This is a genomic window from Streptomyces sp. NPDC059256, assembly GCF_042753785.1.
Classification (GTDB): domain Bacteria; phylum Actinomycetota; class Actinomycetes; order Streptomycetales; family Streptomycetaceae; genus Streptomyces.
The window spans coordinates 49,546-66,133 of sequence record NZ_JBHYZO010000003.1 but is presented as its reverse complement, the minus strand read 5'-3'; the positions used below and the strand labels follow the sequence as shown (position 1 = coordinate 66,133).

Annotated in this window: 14 protein-coding genes and 1 other RNA gene; 2 read left to right on the top strand and 13 right to left on the bottom strand. The window is 68.2% G+C overall.

Going from position 1 to position 16,588, the window contains the following annotated elements; all coding sequences use genetic code 11:
- Positions 1 to 15: 15 nt before the first annotated feature.
- The 3 genes from ACFXJL_RS08320 to ACFXJL_RS08310 form a co-directional block, all read right to left on the bottom strand.
- Positions 16 to 1,320: an extracellular solute-binding protein gene (locus ACFXJL_RS08320; RefSeq protein ID WP_358877374.1), complete on the bottom strand. Its 1,305-nt coding sequence runs from the start codon at positions 1,318 to 1,320 to the stop codon at positions 16 to 18.
- A 629-nt stretch (positions 1,321 to 1,949) separates the two neighbouring features.
- Positions 1,950 to 2,246 carry a DUF3039 domain-containing protein gene (locus tag ACFXJL_RS08315; RefSeq protein WP_384690418.1) on the bottom strand — a complete coding sequence of 99 codons (297 nt, stop codon included), beginning with the start codon at positions 2,244 to 2,246 and terminating at the stop codon, positions 1,950 to 1,952.
- Positions 2,247 to 2,411: 165 nt separating this feature from the next.
- Complete coding sequence (locus tag ACFXJL_RS08310; protein ID WP_358877373.1) at positions 2,412 to 2,972, bottom strand: YqgE/AlgH family protein; 561 nt, start codon at positions 2,970 to 2,972, stop codon at positions 2,412 to 2,414.
- 279 nt (positions 2,973 to 3,251) lie between these two features.
- On the opposite strand from ACFXJL_RS08310, the gene murA reads away from it, so the two are divergent.
- Complete coding sequence (gene murA, locus ACFXJL_RS08305; protein WP_358877372.1) at positions 3,252 to 4,592, top strand: UDP-N-acetylglucosamine 1-carboxyvinyltransferase; 1,341 nt, start codon at positions 3,252 to 3,254, stop codon at positions 4,590 to 4,592.
- 575 nt (positions 4,593 to 5,167) lie between these two features.
- Here the strand turns inward: murA and ACFXJL_RS08300 are convergent.
- From ACFXJL_RS08300 to ACFXJL_RS08290, 3 genes are all read right to left on the bottom strand, one after another.
- Positions 5,168 to 5,449 (bottom strand): HU family DNA-binding protein, encoded by a 282-nt coding sequence (locus ACFXJL_RS08300; RefSeq protein WP_004571953.1) that lies wholly within the window; start codon positions 5,447 to 5,449, stop codon positions 5,168 to 5,170.
- Between the two features lie 299 nt (positions 5,450 to 5,748).
- Entirely contained in the window at positions 5,749 to 7,182 is a 1,434-nt protein-coding gene (locus ACFXJL_RS08295; protein WP_358877371.1) for an NAD-dependent malic enzyme, read from the bottom strand.
- A gap of 712 nt (positions 7,183 to 7,894) precedes the next feature.
- Complete coding sequence (locus ACFXJL_RS08290) at positions 7,895 to 10,129, bottom strand: UvrD-helicase domain-containing protein (RefSeq protein WP_358877370.1); 2,235 nt, start codon at positions 10,127 to 10,129, stop codon at positions 7,895 to 7,897.
- Between the two features lie 15 nt (positions 10,130 to 10,144).
- Here ACFXJL_RS08290 and ACFXJL_RS08285 point away from each other — a divergent pair, with 15 nt between their 5' ends.
- Positions 10,145 to 10,327, top strand: coding sequence for a hypothetical protein (locus ACFXJL_RS08285; RefSeq protein ID WP_329019664.1), 183 nt, complete (start codon positions 10,145 to 10,147; stop codon positions 10,325 to 10,327).
- 59 nt (positions 10,328 to 10,386) lie between these two features.
- Here the strand turns inward: ACFXJL_RS08285 and ACFXJL_RS08280 are convergent, their stop codons facing one another.
- From ACFXJL_RS08280 to ACFXJL_RS08250, 7 genes are all read right to left on the bottom strand, one after another.
- Positions 10,387 to 11,316, bottom strand: a complete 930-nt coding sequence (locus tag ACFXJL_RS08280) for a zf-HC2 domain-containing protein (RefSeq protein WP_384690412.1) — start codon at positions 11,314 to 11,316, stop codon at positions 10,387 to 10,389.
- Positions 11,313 to 11,900 carry a sigma-70 family RNA polymerase sigma factor gene (locus ACFXJL_RS08275; protein ID WP_329019670.1) on the bottom strand — a complete coding sequence of 196 codons (588 nt, stop codon included), beginning with the start codon at positions 11,898 to 11,900 and terminating at the stop codon, positions 11,313 to 11,315. The genes ACFXJL_RS08280 and ACFXJL_RS08275 overlap by 4 nt, the downstream gene beginning before the upstream one ends.
- Before the next feature lie 227 nt (positions 11,901 to 12,127).
- Positions 12,128 to 12,730, bottom strand: a complete 603-nt coding sequence (locus ACFXJL_RS08270; RefSeq protein ID WP_358877368.1) for an ABATE domain-containing protein — start codon at positions 12,728 to 12,730, stop codon at positions 12,128 to 12,130.
- A 143-nt stretch (positions 12,731 to 12,873) separates the two neighbouring features.
- Positions 12,874 to 14,112 carry a serine hydrolase domain-containing protein gene (locus ACFXJL_RS08265; protein WP_384690409.1) on the bottom strand — a complete coding sequence of 413 codons (1,239 nt, stop codon included), beginning with the start codon at positions 14,110 to 14,112 and terminating at the stop codon, positions 12,874 to 12,876.
- Positions 14,113 to 14,397: 285 nt separating this feature from the next.
- Positions 14,398 to 14,792, bottom strand: a transfer-messenger RNA (tmRNA) gene (gene ssrA, locus ACFXJL_RS08260).
- Between the two features lie 111 nt (positions 14,793 to 14,903).
- Positions 14,904 to 15,383 carry an SsrA-binding protein SmpB gene (gene smpB / locus ACFXJL_RS08255; RefSeq protein WP_329019679.1) on the bottom strand — a complete coding sequence of 160 codons (480 nt, stop codon included), beginning with the start codon at positions 15,381 to 15,383 and terminating at the stop codon, positions 14,904 to 14,906.
- 18 nt (positions 15,384 to 15,401) lie between these two features.
- Positions 15,402 to 16,562: a S41 family peptidase gene (locus ACFXJL_RS08250; protein WP_358877365.1), complete on the bottom strand. Its 1,161-nt coding sequence runs from the start codon at positions 16,560 to 16,562 to the stop codon at positions 15,402 to 15,404.
- Positions 16,563 to 16,588: the final 26 nt, after the last annotated feature.

Below are 16,588 nucleotides of genomic sequence, written 5' to 3'. Positions count from 1 at the left end.
GGTCAGCCGCTCGTATCAGCCTGCGGACGAGAAGGCGGCGTCCATCTTCTTGGCCGCTTCGCCCGAGGCGGTGGCCACGTCCTTCTTGCCGCTGACGATCTCCTGGAACATCGTCGGCAGGACGAGGGAGGCGTCGATCTGGCCCCAGCCCGCGGAGGCGGGGACGAACTTGGCGCCCGCGCCCAGCGTCTTGACGAAGGGCTCGACGAACGGCTCCTTCTGGGCCACCTCGGTACGCACGTCGGTGTAGGTCGGCAGGAAGCCCATGGCGTCGAAGAGCTTGCGCTGGCTGTCCTTGCCGGCGATGCCCTTCATCAGGTCGACCGCGAGCGTGCGGTGGCTGCTGCTCTTGAGGACGCCCAGGTTGTTGCCGCCCGCGAAGGCCGGGGCGATTTCGCCCGCCTTCAGTCCGGGCAGCGGAACCACCGCGTACTTGCCCTTGACCACGCCGTCCTCGACCGCCTGGTGGCTGAAGTCACCGCCGATGGCCATGGCCGCCTTGCCCGAGGCGAAGGCGGTGACGGTCGCGTTGCCGCCCATGGTGGCGCACTTGGCGGCCGGGCAGTTGTCGTCGCTGAAGAGCGAGGTGTACGCCTTGATGCCCTTCTGGGACTCGGCGCTGTTGATGGCCGACTTGTAGGACCCGGCGTCGCCGGTGGCCAACTCCCCGCCGTGGGACCACAGGAACGGCATGGCGCCGTAGGTGTAGGCGCCGCCGACGGCTATGCCGTACAGCTCGGGCTTCGCCTTGCGGATCTTCTTGGCGGTGGAGATCAGCTCGTCCTGGGTCTTGGGCGGCTGGATGCCCAGCTCCTTGAAGACGTCGGTGCGGTAGTAGAGCGCGCGCACGCCGACGAAGAGGGGGGCGCCGTAGACCTTGTCGTCGACGGTGACCGACTGGGTGGCGGTCGGGTCGGTGTCCTTGGCCTCGTCCCAGGCTTTGAACTCCTTGCTGATGTCGGCGAGCCCGCCGTCCTTCACATAGCCGGCGGTGTCCGTGTTGCCGTACTCGATGAGGTCGGGTGCGCTCTTGGGGTCGTTGAACGCCGCCTTGATGCGCTGGGCCCTGGTCTCGACGGGGATGTACTCGACCTCGACCTTGGAGCCCTTGTTCTTGGCGGTGAAGGCGGCCACGGCCTCGTCGACGACCTTCTTCTTGGGGTCGTTGTTGACCTCCTGGAAGAGCCAGACGCGCAGGGTGCCCTTCTTCTCGTCCTTCTTGGCGCTGTTGTCGGAGGTCTGGGGTGCACAGGCGGTGGCCGTGACGCCGGCCAGCACGAGCGCCGCGACAGGGGCGGCGAAGCGGGAGCTGAGTTTCATTGGGCGGTCCCCTACAAGTAGACGTTGCAAAATACGCAACGCGCGTTTCGTTCTCCACAACAGAGAGGAGGCTAGAGCGGGGACAAGACGGGGACAAGAGGTCTCAACCACTCTGTGACGTGCAGATGCATCCTCCGCAACGCGGCAGTTGAGTCACCAGGGGCTGGAGTGGCCTGCGCGTGTGCCGCCCATCGAGCCGCGACTCGGGGCTTCGACGCCTCGGAATCTCAGAGTCCGGATTGTCGGAGACAGGCCGGAAAAGAACTTCGGAGTCCGCAAAGTGGCGGCCGGGGCACGGTGATATCACCGGGACAGGAGTGAACCGCGCTTCCGACCCCGCTCCAGGAGACGCGTCCGAGGGGAAGACAAGAGGACCTGAAGTCCGTGAGAAGCCCAACGGCCATCGCGCGAGCCACCAGCCGGCTGCCCACCGCCCGCTGGTGGCTGGTGGCTGATGGCTGGTGGCTGGTGGCTGAGCGAGCGCCCCCGCCGATCGGCGGAGCTGAACCGGTCGGCGAGTCGGCACACACCAACCGATCGGCGCATACGAAACGGCTCCGGGGGCGTCGCGATGATCGCGCGCCCCCGGAGCCGAAACGTCGAAAAACCGAGGCGGAGCCGTCAGCCGGTCAGGAGTCCTTGCCGCCCTTGCCGCCCTTGCCGCCCTTGTCCCCACCGGGACCCATCGACTCGTAGATCTCCTTGCACATGGGACAGACCGGGTACTTCTTGGGATCGCGCCCCGGTACCCAGACCTTGCCGCACAGTGCCACCACGGGAGTGCCGTCGAGGGCACTCGCCATGATCTTGTCCTTCTGGACGTAATGGGCGAAGCGCTCGTGATCGCCGTCGCCATGCGACACCTGTGGCGTCGGCTCTACGAGGGTTCCCGTCCCAGTCCCGCGATCGGGCTCAAGAGTGCTCATGAACTCCAAGAATACCCGGGTGTCGACCCCCCCCGGGTTGCAGCGGCCCCGACCCGTCACCGCTCCCCTGCCCTGGCCGTCCGACGCGGCCCTCCCGACGGCACCGGCCCCGCCCGTCCCGACACCCCCGGGAACCTCGTACGACCGGGCCACCACCGGAACCGATCAGTTGAGCGAAGGGTCATCGGGGTACGTGGCGAACATGGCCAGTTCGCTGCGCTGTCGGCGCAGAACCTCCCGCCACAGGCCCTCGGGCCGCGGTGACGAGACATCCCCGGGCTCCGACTCGACGACGTACCAGGCGCCGTCCCCGAGTTCGCTCTCCAGTTGGCCAGGGCCCCATCCCGCGTACCCCGCGAAGATGCGCAGCGAACCGAGGGCGGGTCCGAGCAGTTCGGGAGGCGCTTCCAGGTCGACCAGGCCGATCGCCCCGTACACCCGGCGCCAGCCGAGGGGGCCTTCGTCTCCCGGGATGACCGCGATGCCGAGCGCCGAGTCCAAGGAGACCGGACCGCCCTGGAAGACCACCCCGGGGTCACCGGCCAACCCCGCCCAGGACGCGAGGATGTCACCGACGCCCACGGGGGTGGGACGGTTGAGGACCACGCCGAGGGAACCCTCGTCGTCGTGGTCGAGCAGCAGAACGACGGCGCGGTCGAAGTTCGGATCCGCGAGGGCTGGGGTGGCGACGAGCAGTCGGCCTGTGAGCGAGGACACCTCGGTCATGCGACACATGATCCCGCATGTTCGGCGTCCACGGGGGCAGGGTTGGCACAGTCGGCGAGGACAGGGCCGAGGACAGGACAGACCGAACCACCACGCTCCCGTACAGAGCGTGACACTGTGCAAGCCCTGGTGGACCCAGTGTGCTGTACCGAAGTCATTACGACGCTGAGGGTCCTCGCCCATACAGGACATGGGCGAAGGCCCCTTACCCTTTTCTCTGACCCTCTGCCCGCCATCCCCCTCGCTGCACTGGGGGACCCCCTCCGGAACGCGAGATTCATGACCGGCACAGACGATGTACTGCTTGTCCACGGCGGAACCCCGCTAGAGGGCGAGATCCGCGTCCGCGGCGCCAAGAACCTGGTGCCGAAGGCTATGGTCGCCGCCCTCCTCGGCAGCGAGCCGAGCAGACTGCGCAATGTGCCAGACATCCGCGATGTGCGGGTGGTGCGCGGACTGCTCCAACTGCACGGCGTGACCGTTCGCCCCGGTGACGAACCGGGCGAACTGGTGCTTGACCCGACGTACGTCGAAAGCGCCAACGTCGCCGACATCGACGCCCACGCCGGTTCATCGCGCATCCCGATCCTGTTCTGCGGCCCGCTGCTGCACCGACTGGGCCACGCCTTCATCCCCGGCCTCGGCGGCTGCGACATCGGCGGACGGCCGATCGACTTCCACTTCGACGTGCTGCGGCAGTTCGGCGCGAAGATCGAGAAGCGGGCGGACGGCCAGTACCTGGAGGCACCGCAGCGGCTGCGCGGCTGCAAGATCCGGCTGCCGTACCCCTCGGTCGGCTCGACCGAGCAGGTGCTGCTCACAGCCGTCCTCGCCGAGGGCGTCACGGAGTTGTCGAACGCCGCGGTGGAGCCGGAGATCGAGGATCTGATCTGCGTGCTCCAGAAGATGGGCGCGATCATCTCGGTGGACACCGACCGGACGATCCGGATCACCGGTGTCGACCGGCTCGGCGGCTACGCCCACCGGGCGCTCCCGGACCGGCTGGAGGCCGCGTCCTGGGCGTCCGCAGCGCTGGCGACCGAGGGCAACATCTATGTGCGGGGCGCCCAGCAGCGCTCGATGATGACCTTCCTGAACACCTTCCGTCGGGTGGGCGGCGCCTTCGAGATCGATGACGAGGGCATCCGCTTCTGGCATCCGGGTGGGTCGCTGAACGCCATCGCGCTCGAAACGGACGTCCACCCGGGCTTCCAGACGGACTGGCAGCAGCCGCTGGTCGTGGCGCTCACGCAGGCTTCGGGCCTGTCCATCGTGCATGAGACGGTGTACGAGTCGCGGCTGGGCTTCACCTCGGCGCTCAACCAGATGGGGGCGCACATCCAGTTGTACCGCGAGTGCCTGGGCGGCTCCGACTGCCGCTTCGGCCAGCGGAACTTCCTCCACTCGGCGGTGGTCTCGGGACCGACGAAGCTCCAGGGCGCCGATCTGGTCATTCCCGACCTGCGGGGCGGATTCTCGTATCTGATCGCGGCCCTCGCGGCCCAGGGGACGTCCAGGGTGCACGGCATCGATCTGATCAACCGCGGATACGAGAACTTCATGGCGAAGTTGATGGAACTCGGCGCCAAGGTCGAACTGCCGGGCAAGGGCCTGGCCTAGGTCGTATCCGGTGCGGCGGTCGGTGGTGTGTGCGCCACGGCCGACCGGCCGCACTTACCGGTTCTTCACACGGTGACGGACGCCGGGTGGGCTGGAGCTTCCAGCCCACCCGGCGTTCCGTGTTTCCACCCGAAAGGCCCCAGCAACGCGCTGCACGAGGGACTCGGACGCCCATGGCCCGCGGGACGGGCCGAGGAGTCCACGCCGCCCTCCCGGGCCTCGACCATCGGTTCGACGGGCCGTTCGGTGGCAGGCCCGACAACCGGTTCGAAGGCTGGTTGGAGCGCGGTCCCCCATGCCCCTCCACACCCTCATGACCCCACCGCCGGCCACGGGAGCACACGGGGGCCGATCCGTCCGACGCCGTGGGAGGGCCGGTCCAACGGGGAGCCGCGATCGACTCCAAGCGCTCAACAGGGCCTACGGAGCCCCGGCCCGCCCAGGGCCCCACTCCGGGTCGGCCGTCCCGCGGGAGAGCGTCCACGGGCGACACAGGGTCCTTGCATGGCATGCACAAGGGCGGCTCCCCACGGGGAGCCGCCCTTGTAGCGCCAAGTGGCGTAAGCAGTAACCGCTTACTTGCCCTTCGCCGCTTCCTTCAGCTTCGAGCCGGCCGAAACCTTCACGCTGTAGCCGGCGGGGATCTGGATCGGGTCGCCGGTCTGCGGGTTGCGCGCGGTACGAGCCGCACGGTGCGTGCGCTCGAAGGTCAGGAAGCCGGGGATGGTGACCTTCTCGTCGCCCTTGGCGACGACCTCGCCGACGGTCTCGGCGAGGGCGGCCAGAACGGCGTCGGCGTCCTTGCGGGTCACCTCGGCGCGGTCGGCCAGCGCGGCCACCAGCTCACTGCGGTTCATGTTCTTACTCCCGTGTTTCTTCTTGCCTATGAGGCGTGAGATCGAAGCCGATGCTGCCAGGGCCCACTGACAGTCCCCGGACCAGGGTCTACGTCAGACCCTCGCGCCCAGTTACGCATCCTGCCCCCACCAACGGCGGGAACGCCAATCCGGCACCCACCAGAGTCACACGAAAAGCGCCACTGCCACGTCGTGGTGACGTTCCGTCCACAGGGTGGGAACTCCTCGGAGCCACTGGGGCCATGGTCCGCCACCCTAGATCGGCGGTCAGGGCCGGGCATCTCGCGACGCGCCGTAGCTCAAGGAGACGTGGGACCCGTCACAGTGGCGCCAGCGGCCTTCGCGGCGGTGCGGACGGCTCCGGCGACCGCTCCCGCGACCTTGTCGTTGAAGACGGACGGGATGATGTAGTTCGGGTTCAGCTCGTCCTCGGTGACCACGCCGGCAAGCGCTGTCGCCGCCGCGAGCATCATCTCCGTGTTGACGGTGCGGGACTGGGCGTCCAGCAGTCCGCGGAAGACGCCGGGGAAGACCAGGACGTTGTTGATCTGGTTGGGGAAGTCGGAACGGCCCGTGGCGACAACTGCCGCGGTCTGCCGGGCGATTGCCGGGTCGACCTCGGGGTCGGGGTTGGCGAGGGCGAAGACGATCGAGTCCTTCGCCATGCCGGCGACGTCGTCGGCTCCGAGCAGGTTCGGCGCTGAGACACCGATGAACACGTCCGCGCCGGCCACGGCCTGCTTGAGGGTGCCGGTGACGCCCTCCGGGTTGGTGTTGTCCGCGATCCAGCGCAGCGGGGAGTCGGCCGCGGCGTCGCGCAGGTCCTCGCGGCCCGCGTGCACCACGCCGTGGATGTCGGCGACGACGGCGTGCTTGACGCCGGCCGCGATCAGCAGCTTCAGGATGGCGGTACCGGCGGCGCCGGCCCCGGACATGACCACCCGGACGTCACCGATGCCCTTGCTGACCACCCGCAGGGCGTTGGTCAGCGCGGCGAGGACGACGATCGCGGTGCCGTGCTGGTCGTCGTGGAAGACGGGGATGTCCAGGGCCTCGCGCAGCCGTGCCTCGATCTCGAAGCAGCGGGGGGCGGAGATGTCCTCCAGATTGATGCCGGCGAAACCGGGGGCGATGGCCTTGACGATCGCGACGATCTCATCGGTGTTCTGGGTGTCCAGGCAGAGCGGCCAGGCGTCGATGCCGGCGAAGCGCTTGAACAGGGCGGCCTTGCCCTCCATGACCGGAAGGGCGGCCTTGGGGCCGATGTTGCCGAGGCCGAGGACGGCGGAGCCGTCGGTGACCACGGCGACGGAATTCCGCTTGATGGTGAGGCGACGGGCGTCCTCGGGGTTCTCGGCGATCGCCATGCAGACCCGCGCCACACCGGGGGTGTAGATCATCGACAGGTCGTCACGGTTGCGGATGGGGTGCTTCGACGCCATCTCGATCTTGCCGCCGAGGTGCATCAGGAACGTACGGTCCGAGACCTTGCCGAGGATGACTCCCTCGATGCCGCGCAGACCCTCGACGATCTCTTCGGCGTGCGCGGTGGAGCTTGCGGCGATGGTGACGTCGATCCGCAGCTTCTCATGGCCGGACGCGGTCACGTCCAGACCGGTCACAGAACCGCCGGAGGACTCCACAGCCGTGGTGAGCTGGGAGACCGCGGTTCCGCTCGCGGGCACCTCCAGCCGGACCGTCATCGAGTACGAGACGCTGGGCGCCGTTGCCATGACCGGGTTCCTCTGCTTTCCCTAGCTTCATTGCTATGCCTCCGCGGCGGGGGCAGCCCCCGGCGGATGCATTCCGATGGTCGCACCTACCTGCGGGTAGCAGGTAATAATGGTCCTTTTGTTTCCGGAATCACTCTTCCACGATACGAGATTCATGGCCTCGATGTGGCCGTTCAGGTGATGGACCCGGCGTTATGAGGACCTCATGAGAGCTCCATCCGGCCCATATGTGAAAAGGCCCACGTCACCAGGTAGGTGATGTGGGCCTCACGGCGGAGCAAAAGAAGAGATGACACCGACCCGCCATGCTCGCCTCGCGGCAAGTGGTCGCTCGAAGCGACGAAGGTTGGGCCCGGGGGCTTGGATCGGGCCGGTGTCACAACCAGGCTAACAAACCACCCCGGTAAGTGATTCCCCCCGCGCACGTTGACTCCGTGTCAGTCACCAGGATGCCTCCGTTCGGCACGGGATCGAGGAGCGGGTCCCGCACGAAATCGAGGAGCGGGTCCACCGTGGCGTACTCGGACGGCATCGAAGGACCGGAGCGCGCGGCCCCGGAAGCCGGCCCCTACGAAGCCCGTAGGGAACCCGTGCAACGGCACCGTACGAGGAGACGTACCAAGAAAGACGCGGGACGTACGGAGGCGGTCACGCGGGACCGCCTCCTCGGGGCCCGCGCACTCCGTGCCCGCCGCTCTCAGTCCCGCCGCCCTCAGTCCCGCAGCAGCTCCGGCACGCCCTCGCCGTCGGGAGCGTCGCGCCGCCCCGACACCACCGTCAGCTCCTGCGTCGCCCGGGTGAGACAGACGTACAGCACCCTGAGACCGGCCGCGGTGTTCCCCGCGATCTCAGCCGGCGAGACCACCACCGTCGCGTCGTACTCCAGTCCCTTCGCCTCCAGCGAGCCGAGGGCCACCGCCCGTTCCCCCAGCCCCTCCAGCCAGCGCGCGGCCTCTTCGCGGCGGTTCATGGCGACCACCACACCGACCGTGCCGTCCACCCGGTCGAGCAGCCGCTCAGTCTCCTTGCGCACGACGGAGCCGAGGTCGTCGTCGCCCACGGCCGTGAAGCGCGGTACGACACCGGTGGAGCGGACCGCGGTCGGCGACTCCATATCGGGCATGGCGCGCGCCAGCACCTTGGCGGCCAACTCGGCGATCTCGGCGGGGTTGCGGTAGTTCACCGTCAGCTGGAAGCGGCGGCGCGGCCTGCTGCCGAGCGCCTCCTCGCGCGCCGCGACCGCCTCTTCGGGGTCGGGCCAGGAGGACTGGGCGGGGTCGCCGACCACGGTCCAGGTGGCGTGGCGTCCGCGCCGTCCGACCATCCGCCACTGCATGGGGGTGAGGTCCTGTGCCTCGTCGACGATGACGTGGGCGTACTCGGTCCGCTCCGCGGCCAGCCGTTCGGCGCGCTCCCGCTGGGTCTCCTCCCGCTGGGGCATCAGCTCTTCCAGGCCGGTGAGCTGGTCCAACGGGTCGAGCTCCCGCTTCCTGCGGGGGCGGTGCGGCGTGCCCAGCAGGGTGTGGAGTTCATCGAGGATCGCCACGTCATGGACGGACAGCGGTCCCTTGCCTTCCGTACCGGCACGCCGTAGCGACCGGGCGAGGCGGCGCACTTCGCCGGGGGTGAGGATGCGACGGGCCCAGCGTCCGAGCCGTCGTTCGTCCGCCATGGCCGCCAGTACGCCGCGCGGGGTGAGCTCGGGCCACCAGGCGCCCAGGAAGGCGATGAAGGCGTCCTCGCTGGTGATGTCCTCGTCGAAGGAGGAGCGCAGTTCGGCGGCGAGCTCCGGATCGGTGTGCCGACCGGAGGCGCCCGACTTCGCCCACAGCGCGTCCAGGAGCAGCCGACGGGCCCGGGGGCGGAGCAGGTTGACCGGTGCCGTGCCGCTGAGGACGGAGTGTCGGATGCGGCGCAGTTCCTCGGCCTCCAGCTCGATGCGGCGGCCGAAGGCGACCACGCGGAGCCGGTCGGGGGTGCCGGCGTCGGCTGACTCGTCGAGGGCGAGTTGTCCGTTGCGTACGGACACGGTGGGGCCCGATCGCTCCAGCGCCCCGCGGGCGACCTTGCGGAGCACCGCGAGCATCCGGGCCGAGCCCTTGATCCGGGCGGTCTCGGGCGGGTCGTAGGCGGTGGCCTCGGCACCGTCGACGAGGTGGCCGAGTGCTCGGATCGCGACCTGTCCCTCCTCGCCCAGTGACGGCAGCACGCCTTCGGTGTAGGCGACGAGCAGCGGGGTCGGGGACACGATCAGGATGCCGCCCGAGTACCTCCTGCGGTCCTGATAGAGGAGGTAGGCGGCCCGGTGCAGGGCCACTGCGGTCTTTCCGGTGCCGGGGCCGCCCTCCACATGGGTGACGGAGGCGGCGGGGGCCCTGATCACCAGGTCCTGTTCGGCCTGGATGGAGGCGACGATGTCGCGCATGGTGTGGCTGCGGGCCTGGCCGAGTGCGGCCATCAGCGCCCCGTCGCCGACCACGGCCAGGGGTGCGTCGTCGAGGGTGGCCGTCAGTTCGGGGCGCATCAGGTCGTCCTCGACCCCGAGGACCCGGCGCCCCTTGGACCGGATGACCCGTCTGCGTACGACCCGACCCGGGTCGACCGGGGTGGAGCGGTAGAAGGGCGCGGCGGCCGGGGCTCGCCAGTCGATCACCAGCGGTGTGTAGTCGGCTTCGAGGACACCGATGCGACCGATGTGGAGGGTCTCGGCGATCTTCGCGGTGTTCTGGGGTCCGATGGCGTCGTCGGCGGGTTCGATGGAGGTGTAGGCACCATCGGGACCCTTCTTGCCGTCCTTGCCGAGGAGGAGGTCGATTCGGCCGAAAAGAAAGTCCTCGAACTCGTTGTTGAGCCGATTGAGATGGACTCCGGCGCGAAATACCTGCGCGTCGCGCTCGGCGAGGGCGCCGGGGGTTCCGACCTGGCCCAGTTTTGCGGCGTCACGCATCAGGAACTCCGCCTCGTGGATGTTCTCTTCCAGTCGGCGGTAGACCTGGTCCAGATGCTGTTGTTCGGTGTCGATTTCGCGATCCCGGAGCGACTGGAGCGGGTCGTCCTGGAGCGAACCGCCCCGGGCGGATCTATCGCTCGGGTGTTGGTCGACAGCATCAACAGCGTCGACAGCGGCTTCCTGCGCGGCCACTGAGGGCCCCCTTCTGACGTGCACTGGGCAGCCGTCAACCGTACGCGAAGGGGGCGGTTCTGTCAGGCGTCGATTTCTACCAATTTCTTGTTGTCGAAGGTACGGACCTCGAAACGGTCGATCTCATTGCGCTCCATGGCGGCTCCGCCGTGCACATAGAGCGGATTCTTTGCGGCCTTGTGCGGACTGTCGACAATGCCGTATCCCCACTTCGGAACCGCCCAGGAGGTCACGACCTCCTCCTCGCCGGTCTTCGAGATGGCGATCAGGGAGCACTTCTGCGGCCCCTTGACGTTCTTGAGTTCCAAGACCGTGTGGGTGCCCCAGCCCTTCTTCTCCAGCCCGACGGTGGCGGTGACGCTCGTCGTCATGTCCGTCGCCTCGATCTTCTCCTCCATGTGGTTGAAGAAGGCGTCCTCGGCGGGGGACGTGGGATGGGCCTCGACCTTGGGACCGTGCTGGGGGTCGTCCGCGGTGGCCAGTACGGCGACCGTGGGGCCTGTGATGATCAGGGCGGCGGCAGCGGCGATCATGTACATCCCGCGCCGGCGTTTGGCGGCCCGCTTGGTCGCGACCTCGTCGAGGAGGCCGTTCAGCACCTTGGGGCCGGGCGGGACGGGCACCACCGGAATGGGCTTGGCCTGCTCGTGCCCGGCCGAGGTCGACCGGTGCGCGGGAGGAGGTTGCTGGAACCCGTTGGCCGACTGCTGGTAGCCACCGGGCGAAGGTGGCGGGAATGGCTCGCTCCATCCGGCGGATCGAGGCCCCGGCAGGTTCACCACATTGGGCCCTGACGCCTGGAACGGCACCGAAGGGACCTCAGCGAGCATCGCGAGCATCGGTTCCATGCCCGCGAACTCTTCGAGGTGGGTCGCGCAGATGTCGCACCCCGCGAGGTGCATCTCGAACGCCGAAGCGTCCGCGTCGTCGAGTACGCCGAGCACATATGCGCCGACGGCGTCGTGCACGGATTCCGGCTCAGGCGTGGTCATGCCGTGACCCCCCTTTCCTCCAGTGCGAGTTTCATGGAACGAAGTGCGTAGAACACACGGGACCGCACCGTCCCGCTGGGTATGCCGAGTGTCTCGGCCGCCTCATTGACCGTACGCCCCTTGAAGTACGTCTCGACAAGTACTTCCCGGTGGGCGGGTGTCAAATCATCGAGCGCATCTGCGAGCGTCATCAGCCACAACGCCTTGTCGATCTCGTCCTCCGCGGGCATGACCTCCAGCGGCGACGGGTCAACCTCCTGCGGCCGGGCCTGCCGGCTGCGGTGACCGTCGATGACGATGCGGCGAGCCACCGTCACCAGCCAGGGTCGGACAGAGCCAGTTGCTCGGTTGAGCTGACCGGCGTTCTTCCAGGCACGGATGAGCGTCTCCTGCACCACGTCCTCGGCACGCTGACGGTCTCCCGCCACGAGGCGCAGTACATAGGCGAGCAGAGGACCCGCATGTTCGCGATACAGCGCACGCATGAGTTCCTCGTCGGGGACGGAGGAATTCGAGCGTGGCTTCTCGCTTCGATGGCGGGCCCTGTGCGGACGGTCATCGGCCACGGCCGCATCTTTGCGCACCTGCAACCTCCCGGTCGAGACCCTGACTTCGGCTGACTCTTGTCCCCCTCCTCTACGGGGGTGGGCGTCGAGTCATTCAATGCCGGGCCAAAAATGTTTCATGTTCTTTCCGGGGGCCGACTGGTCCTATTCTGTTGTGGATAGCGGCAGTTGACGGCCTTTCATATGATGAGGATGAACGACTTGGTGCCGCTTTGTCGCGGTGCTGTCGGGGTGCTGAGGCTCCGTCAGGCCCGGGCTACGGCCGCTGCCCGGCGTCGATGCCGGGCGACCCGCTCCCGGTTTCCACAGACCTCGCTGGAGCACCAGCGCCTTCTGCGCCCCCGGGACGTGTCCAGATAGATACGTCGACAGCTCTCCCCCTCGCACTGCCGGAGCCTGGAGAGCGCCTGCGGGTCCGTCAGCAGATCCAGCGCGTCCCGGGCCACCGCGGCGAGCAGCGCCGTGCATTCGGGAGTGCCGCCGAGGGTCCGTACGAGCGAGCCGTTCCCGTCGCGCACCGCCCTGATCGAAGGTGGTGAAGCAGTGGCCAGGGCGTTGACCCGCTCCAGGGCCGAGTCCGCGAAGCGCCCGCCGAGCTCGGCTCGGACCAGTTGATCGATCCACAGCCGCAGTTCGACGAAGCGGTCGGCCCACGGCCCGTCCACGACGCTCACCGGGGTGCCGGCCGGGAGGAGACCCGCGTCGAGCAGCCAGCGGCCCAGGAACCCCCGGTTCAGCAGGAGTTCGGGGCCGGCGCCCGGCGCCGATGTCGCCATGAGGTCCAGGCAGGTGCGTCCGGAGTCGAACCGCCAGTCGTAGTCAGCCGTACCGGTCGCATCGGTCGTCATCCGCCTGTCACCGCCTCAAGGTCACTGCCTCAGGTCACTGTCCGGGGAGCCACTACCCGCTCTTCGCCCTCCAGAGTGCCTGCCCGGACGGGCGGTCGGAACCCCTCCTCCCGGAGCTGATCCGACCGCTCGCCCGAGGGACCTCAGTCCCGCACGACGTCAGGAGCGATGTCCTCCCGCTCGGCGGGGGCCGTGCTGCGCGCCGACTTGGCGACCGGAGCACCGCAGAAGACGGCCTCCAGCGTGCGCGGCAGGGTGTTGAGGACGGAACCGTTGTTCGAGGTGTTGGCGACCGAGGTCACCGAGCGCTTGCCGTCCGCAGAGGTGAACGAGAAGGTGTAGAACCCCTGGACCGTGCCCGTGTGGCCGTACACCGACACCCCGCAGGAGAGGTCCCGTCGGCGCAGCCCCAGCCCGTAGCCCTGGGTGCTGTTGACCGTCGTCCACTGCTGCATCTGCGACAGCTGGGCTTCGGAGATCACCTTGCCGCGGTTCAGAGCGGAGAAGAAGGTGTTCAGGTCCTTGGCGCTGGAGATCACGGCGCCCGCGCTCTGCCCCCAGGACACGGTCTGCTCGGTGGAGTCGACCAGCGGGGCGCCGGCCTCGTCGGGGCGCAGATAGCCCTTGATGTGACGGCCGGGGATGGTCGTCCGGGGGTGGACGTAGAAGGTGCTGGAGAGCTTCAGCGGCTTGATGATCCGCTTCTTGAAGTTGGTGGCCACGGACCGACCGGTGAGCTTCTCGATCAGCATGCCGCCGACCACGAAGTTGGTGTTGGAGTACGAGTACGCGGCTCCCGGCTGGACGGTCCTGGGCTTCGCGAGGGAGAGGTCGAGCAGTTCCTGATTGCTGAAGACTCGATTCCGTACGGCTTCGAAGCCCGGGACGGTCGCGGCGAACATGTCGTTCGTGTAGTCGTACAGGCCGCTGCGGTGGCTCAGCAGGTGCCGCACGGTGATCCGGTCGTCCGGCAGCAGGCCCGGCAGATAGGTGTTCACGGGGGCGTCGAGGTCCAGCTTGCCTTCGTCGACGAGTTGGAGGAGCACCACCGAGGTGAAGGACTTGCTCACGCTGCCGACGCGGAAGCGGTCGTCCGCGCTCATCGCCCGTCCGGTGCCCCGGTCGCCGATGCCTTCGGTGACCTTGTGGACGGTGCCGTTGTCGTCGACCCGGGCCATCGCGCCCGGAGCCCCGAGGGCGAGCGCGCTCCGCAGGGCTTCGCGCAGGGCCGTGAGGTCGGGGGTGGCGGATGCGGCCCGGGTGACGGTGGTCGAAGCCGTCGAGGGCGCGGCGGACACCGTCTGCGCGGGGACGAGGGCGACCAGCGGAGCCAGCAGAGCAGCACCCAGCGCCGTGCCCTTGCCCACCATTCCTGAGACCATGTGAGTTCTTCTCCCGTGCATCAGAGCGAGCCGCGCCGCGGAATGCGGGCGCAGCCACCGGCTCTACGCACGGGGGCACCAGGAAGGTTGCACCGGGCCCAGGGGGATCTGCTCCGGATACGGAGGTTCATTTGCGGGCCCCGCGGCGATCAGGGCTCCGGGCGGTGAAGTGCCCCGCAGGCTGAGCACCTGGCCCAGAACGTCCACGAGGCCCACCCCGGCATGCAAAAGACCCCCTGGCCTGGCGAAGTTCTCGCAGGTCAGAGGGTCTTTATACACATGGGGTGGTGGAGATGGCGGGAATCGAACCCGCGTCCAACGGTGCAGAATCAGGACTTCTCCGAGCGCAGTCCGCTGCGATTTTCTCGGCCCCGGAGATCACGCGGACAAGTCTCCGACGGGCTCAGTCACTGTTTGATTTCCCTCAGGACCCCGTGACCGGGCCTAGAGGTTTAGTTCCCTTGATGACGTTAGGAACCGGGTCGGGAACAGCCCCGGGCTAACGCTCCATGAGTGAAGGTTCGCTCTTACTGCTTATTAGGCAGCGAGGGCGAAGGCTTCGGAGTTATCGCGCTTAGAATCGGCGATTATTGGTTGCGACATATGGTTTACGAGATCATTGCCGCTTCCTCGGCTCGCTTCTCCTGCTTCGACATCCGCTGTCGAAACCGATCATCCCCATGTTGATTTTTCAATGCACGTCCCCGCTGTGGAGGACTGCTGCCCATCGTACGTGACCAACGCGGGCGGGTGCCAGCGTATTCCGTGCGGCCTCGCCCGAAGGGCGCAGATCAGGCCCGCTGCTGGCGGCGCACCGCCGACATGACCTTGTCCGCCTCGCGCCGGTCCTGGCGCTCACGCATCGTCTGGCGCTTGTCGTACTCCTTCTTGCCACGCGCCAGTGCGATCTCGACCTTGGCCCGGCCGTCCTTGAAGTACAGCGCCAGGGGAACGATCGTATGACCGGTCTCCTGGGACTTGGACTCCAGTTTGTCGATCTCCGCGCGGTGCATCAGCAGTTTCCGGCGACGGCGCGCGGAGTGGTTGGTCCAGGTGCCCTGGCTGTACTCCGGGATGTGGACATGGTGCAGCCACGCCTCGTGGGAGTCGATCTGAACGAAGCCGTCCGCCAGGGACGCCCGTCCCTGGCGCAGGGACTTCACCTCGGTACCGGTCAGCACGAGACCGCACTCGTAGGTGTCGATGATGTGGTAATCGTGCCGCGCCTTCTTGTTCTGCGCGATCAGCTTGCGCCCTTTTTCCTTAGCCATAGTGCGGCCATTTTCGCACTACGACCCCGTACCGAGGCCACTCAATACTGACTGCGCCTGTTCCTCGGCCCCCTCGTCGGCGGCGAGGTCCGGGGTGATGCCCTGTCCGTCGACGCTCTGGCCCGAGGGGGTGCGGTAGTGGCCGACGGTCAATTCGGCGACCGAACCGTCGGGGAGGGTGCTCGGCATCTGGACCGAACCCTTGCCGAAGGTGCGGGAACCGACCGTCACGGCCCGGCCCCGGTCCTTCAGCGCCCCGGTGACCAGTTCGGCGGCGCTCATCGTGCCCCCGTCGACCAGGGCGACCACGGGGCGTTCCGTATCGCCCCCGGGGTCCGCGTGGAGGGCCCGCTGCTTGCCCCGCATGTCGTAGGTGGCCACCAGACCGCCGTCGAGGAAGGCGGAGGCCGCGGCGACGGCCTCCGTGACCAGGCCGCCGGCGTTGCCGCGGAGGTCGAGCAGCACCCCCGCCCCGTCGGGCGCCGCCCGCACGGCCTCCCGCACCCGGGCTCCCGAGCCCCGGGTGAAGGCCGCGACCTTGATCATCACCGCACCGCCCTTGAGCTTCTGCACGGTGACGGACTCGGTGGACAAGGTGGTGCGGGTCAGCGTCCTCGTCCAGTCGCGACCTGCACGCTCCAGACCGAGGGCGACGGTGGTGCGGTCCTTGCCGCGCAGGAGGGCCACGACATCGGTGACGGGCCGGTCATCGACGACCCGCCCGTCAATGGCGTGGAGACGGTCGCCGGCTCTGATGCCCGCACGGTCCGCAGGTCCACCGGGTTGGACCTTGTAGACCTCCACCCGGCCGTCCCCGGAGCGACGCGCCCACAATCCGACGCCGGTGTACTCACCGTCCAGGGCCTGCTGGAACTTCTCGTACTCCTGTTGGTCGTAGACCGCGCCCCAGCGGTCGCCGCTACGGCTGACGACCTCTTCGGCCGCCTTCGCACCGGACTTGCCCTCGGCCACCGCCTCGGCGGCAGCACGGGCAACGGCCTCCTGTACGACGGTCGCACCTGCGGGATGGACCGCGAGGGAGGCGGAATGTCCCCCCTCGCCCTCCCGGGGAAGCGCGTTGGTGGCCGCAGCGGTCGCGAGAACGGTCGCGAAAACCAATGTCAGAGCCGCCCCGCGGCGAATGCGGCGGGGCGATGGACAGAATTCCGGGCCCGACATGGCGCTGAGTCTAGGACAAGCGAACG

Coding starts and splice junctions, on each gene's coding strand:
- ACFXJL_RS08320 (WP_358877374.1), bottom strand. CDS start 1,320: ATGAAACTCAGCTCCCGCTTCGCCGCCCCTGTCGCGGCGCTCGTGCTG.
- ACFXJL_RS08315 (WP_384690418.1), bottom strand. CDS start 2,246: ATGAGCACTCTTGAGCCCGATCGCGGGACTGGGACGGGAACCCTCGTA.
- ACFXJL_RS08310 (WP_358877373.1), bottom strand. CDS start 2,972: ATGACCGAGGTGTCCTCGCTCACAGGCCGACTGCTCGTCGCCACCCCA.
- murA (WP_358877372.1), top strand. CDS start 3,252: ATGACCGGCACAGACGATGTACTGCTTGTCCACGGCGGAACCCCGCTA.
- ACFXJL_RS08300 (WP_004571953.1), bottom strand. CDS start 5,449: ATGAACCGCAGTGAGCTGGTGGCCGCGCTGGCCGACCGCGCCGAGGTG.
- ACFXJL_RS08295 (WP_358877371.1), bottom strand. CDS start 7,182: ATGGCAACGGCGCCCAGCGTCTCGTACTCGATGACGGTCCGGCTGGAG.
- ACFXJL_RS08290 (WP_358877370.1), bottom strand. CDS start 10,129: ATGCGTGACGCCGCAAAACTGGGCCAGGTCGGAACCCCCGGCGCCCTC.
- ACFXJL_RS08280 (WP_384690412.1), bottom strand. CDS start 11,316: ATGACCACGCCTGAGCCGGAATCCGTGCACGACGCCGTCGGCGCATAT.
- ACFXJL_RS08270 (WP_358877368.1), bottom strand. CDS start 12,730: ATGACGACCGATGCGACCGGTACGGCTGACTACGACTGGCGGTTCGAC.
- ACFXJL_RS08265 (WP_384690409.1), bottom strand. CDS start 14,112: ATGGTCTCAGGAATGGTGGGCAAGGGCACGGCGCTGGGTGCTGCTCTG.
- smpB (WP_329019679.1), bottom strand. CDS start 15,383: ATGGCTAAGGAAAAAGGGCGCAAGCTGATCGCGCAGAACAAGAAGGCG.
- ACFXJL_RS08250 (WP_358877365.1), bottom strand. CDS start 16,562: ATGTCGGGCCCGGAATTCTGTCCATCGCCCCGCCGCATTCGCCGCGGG.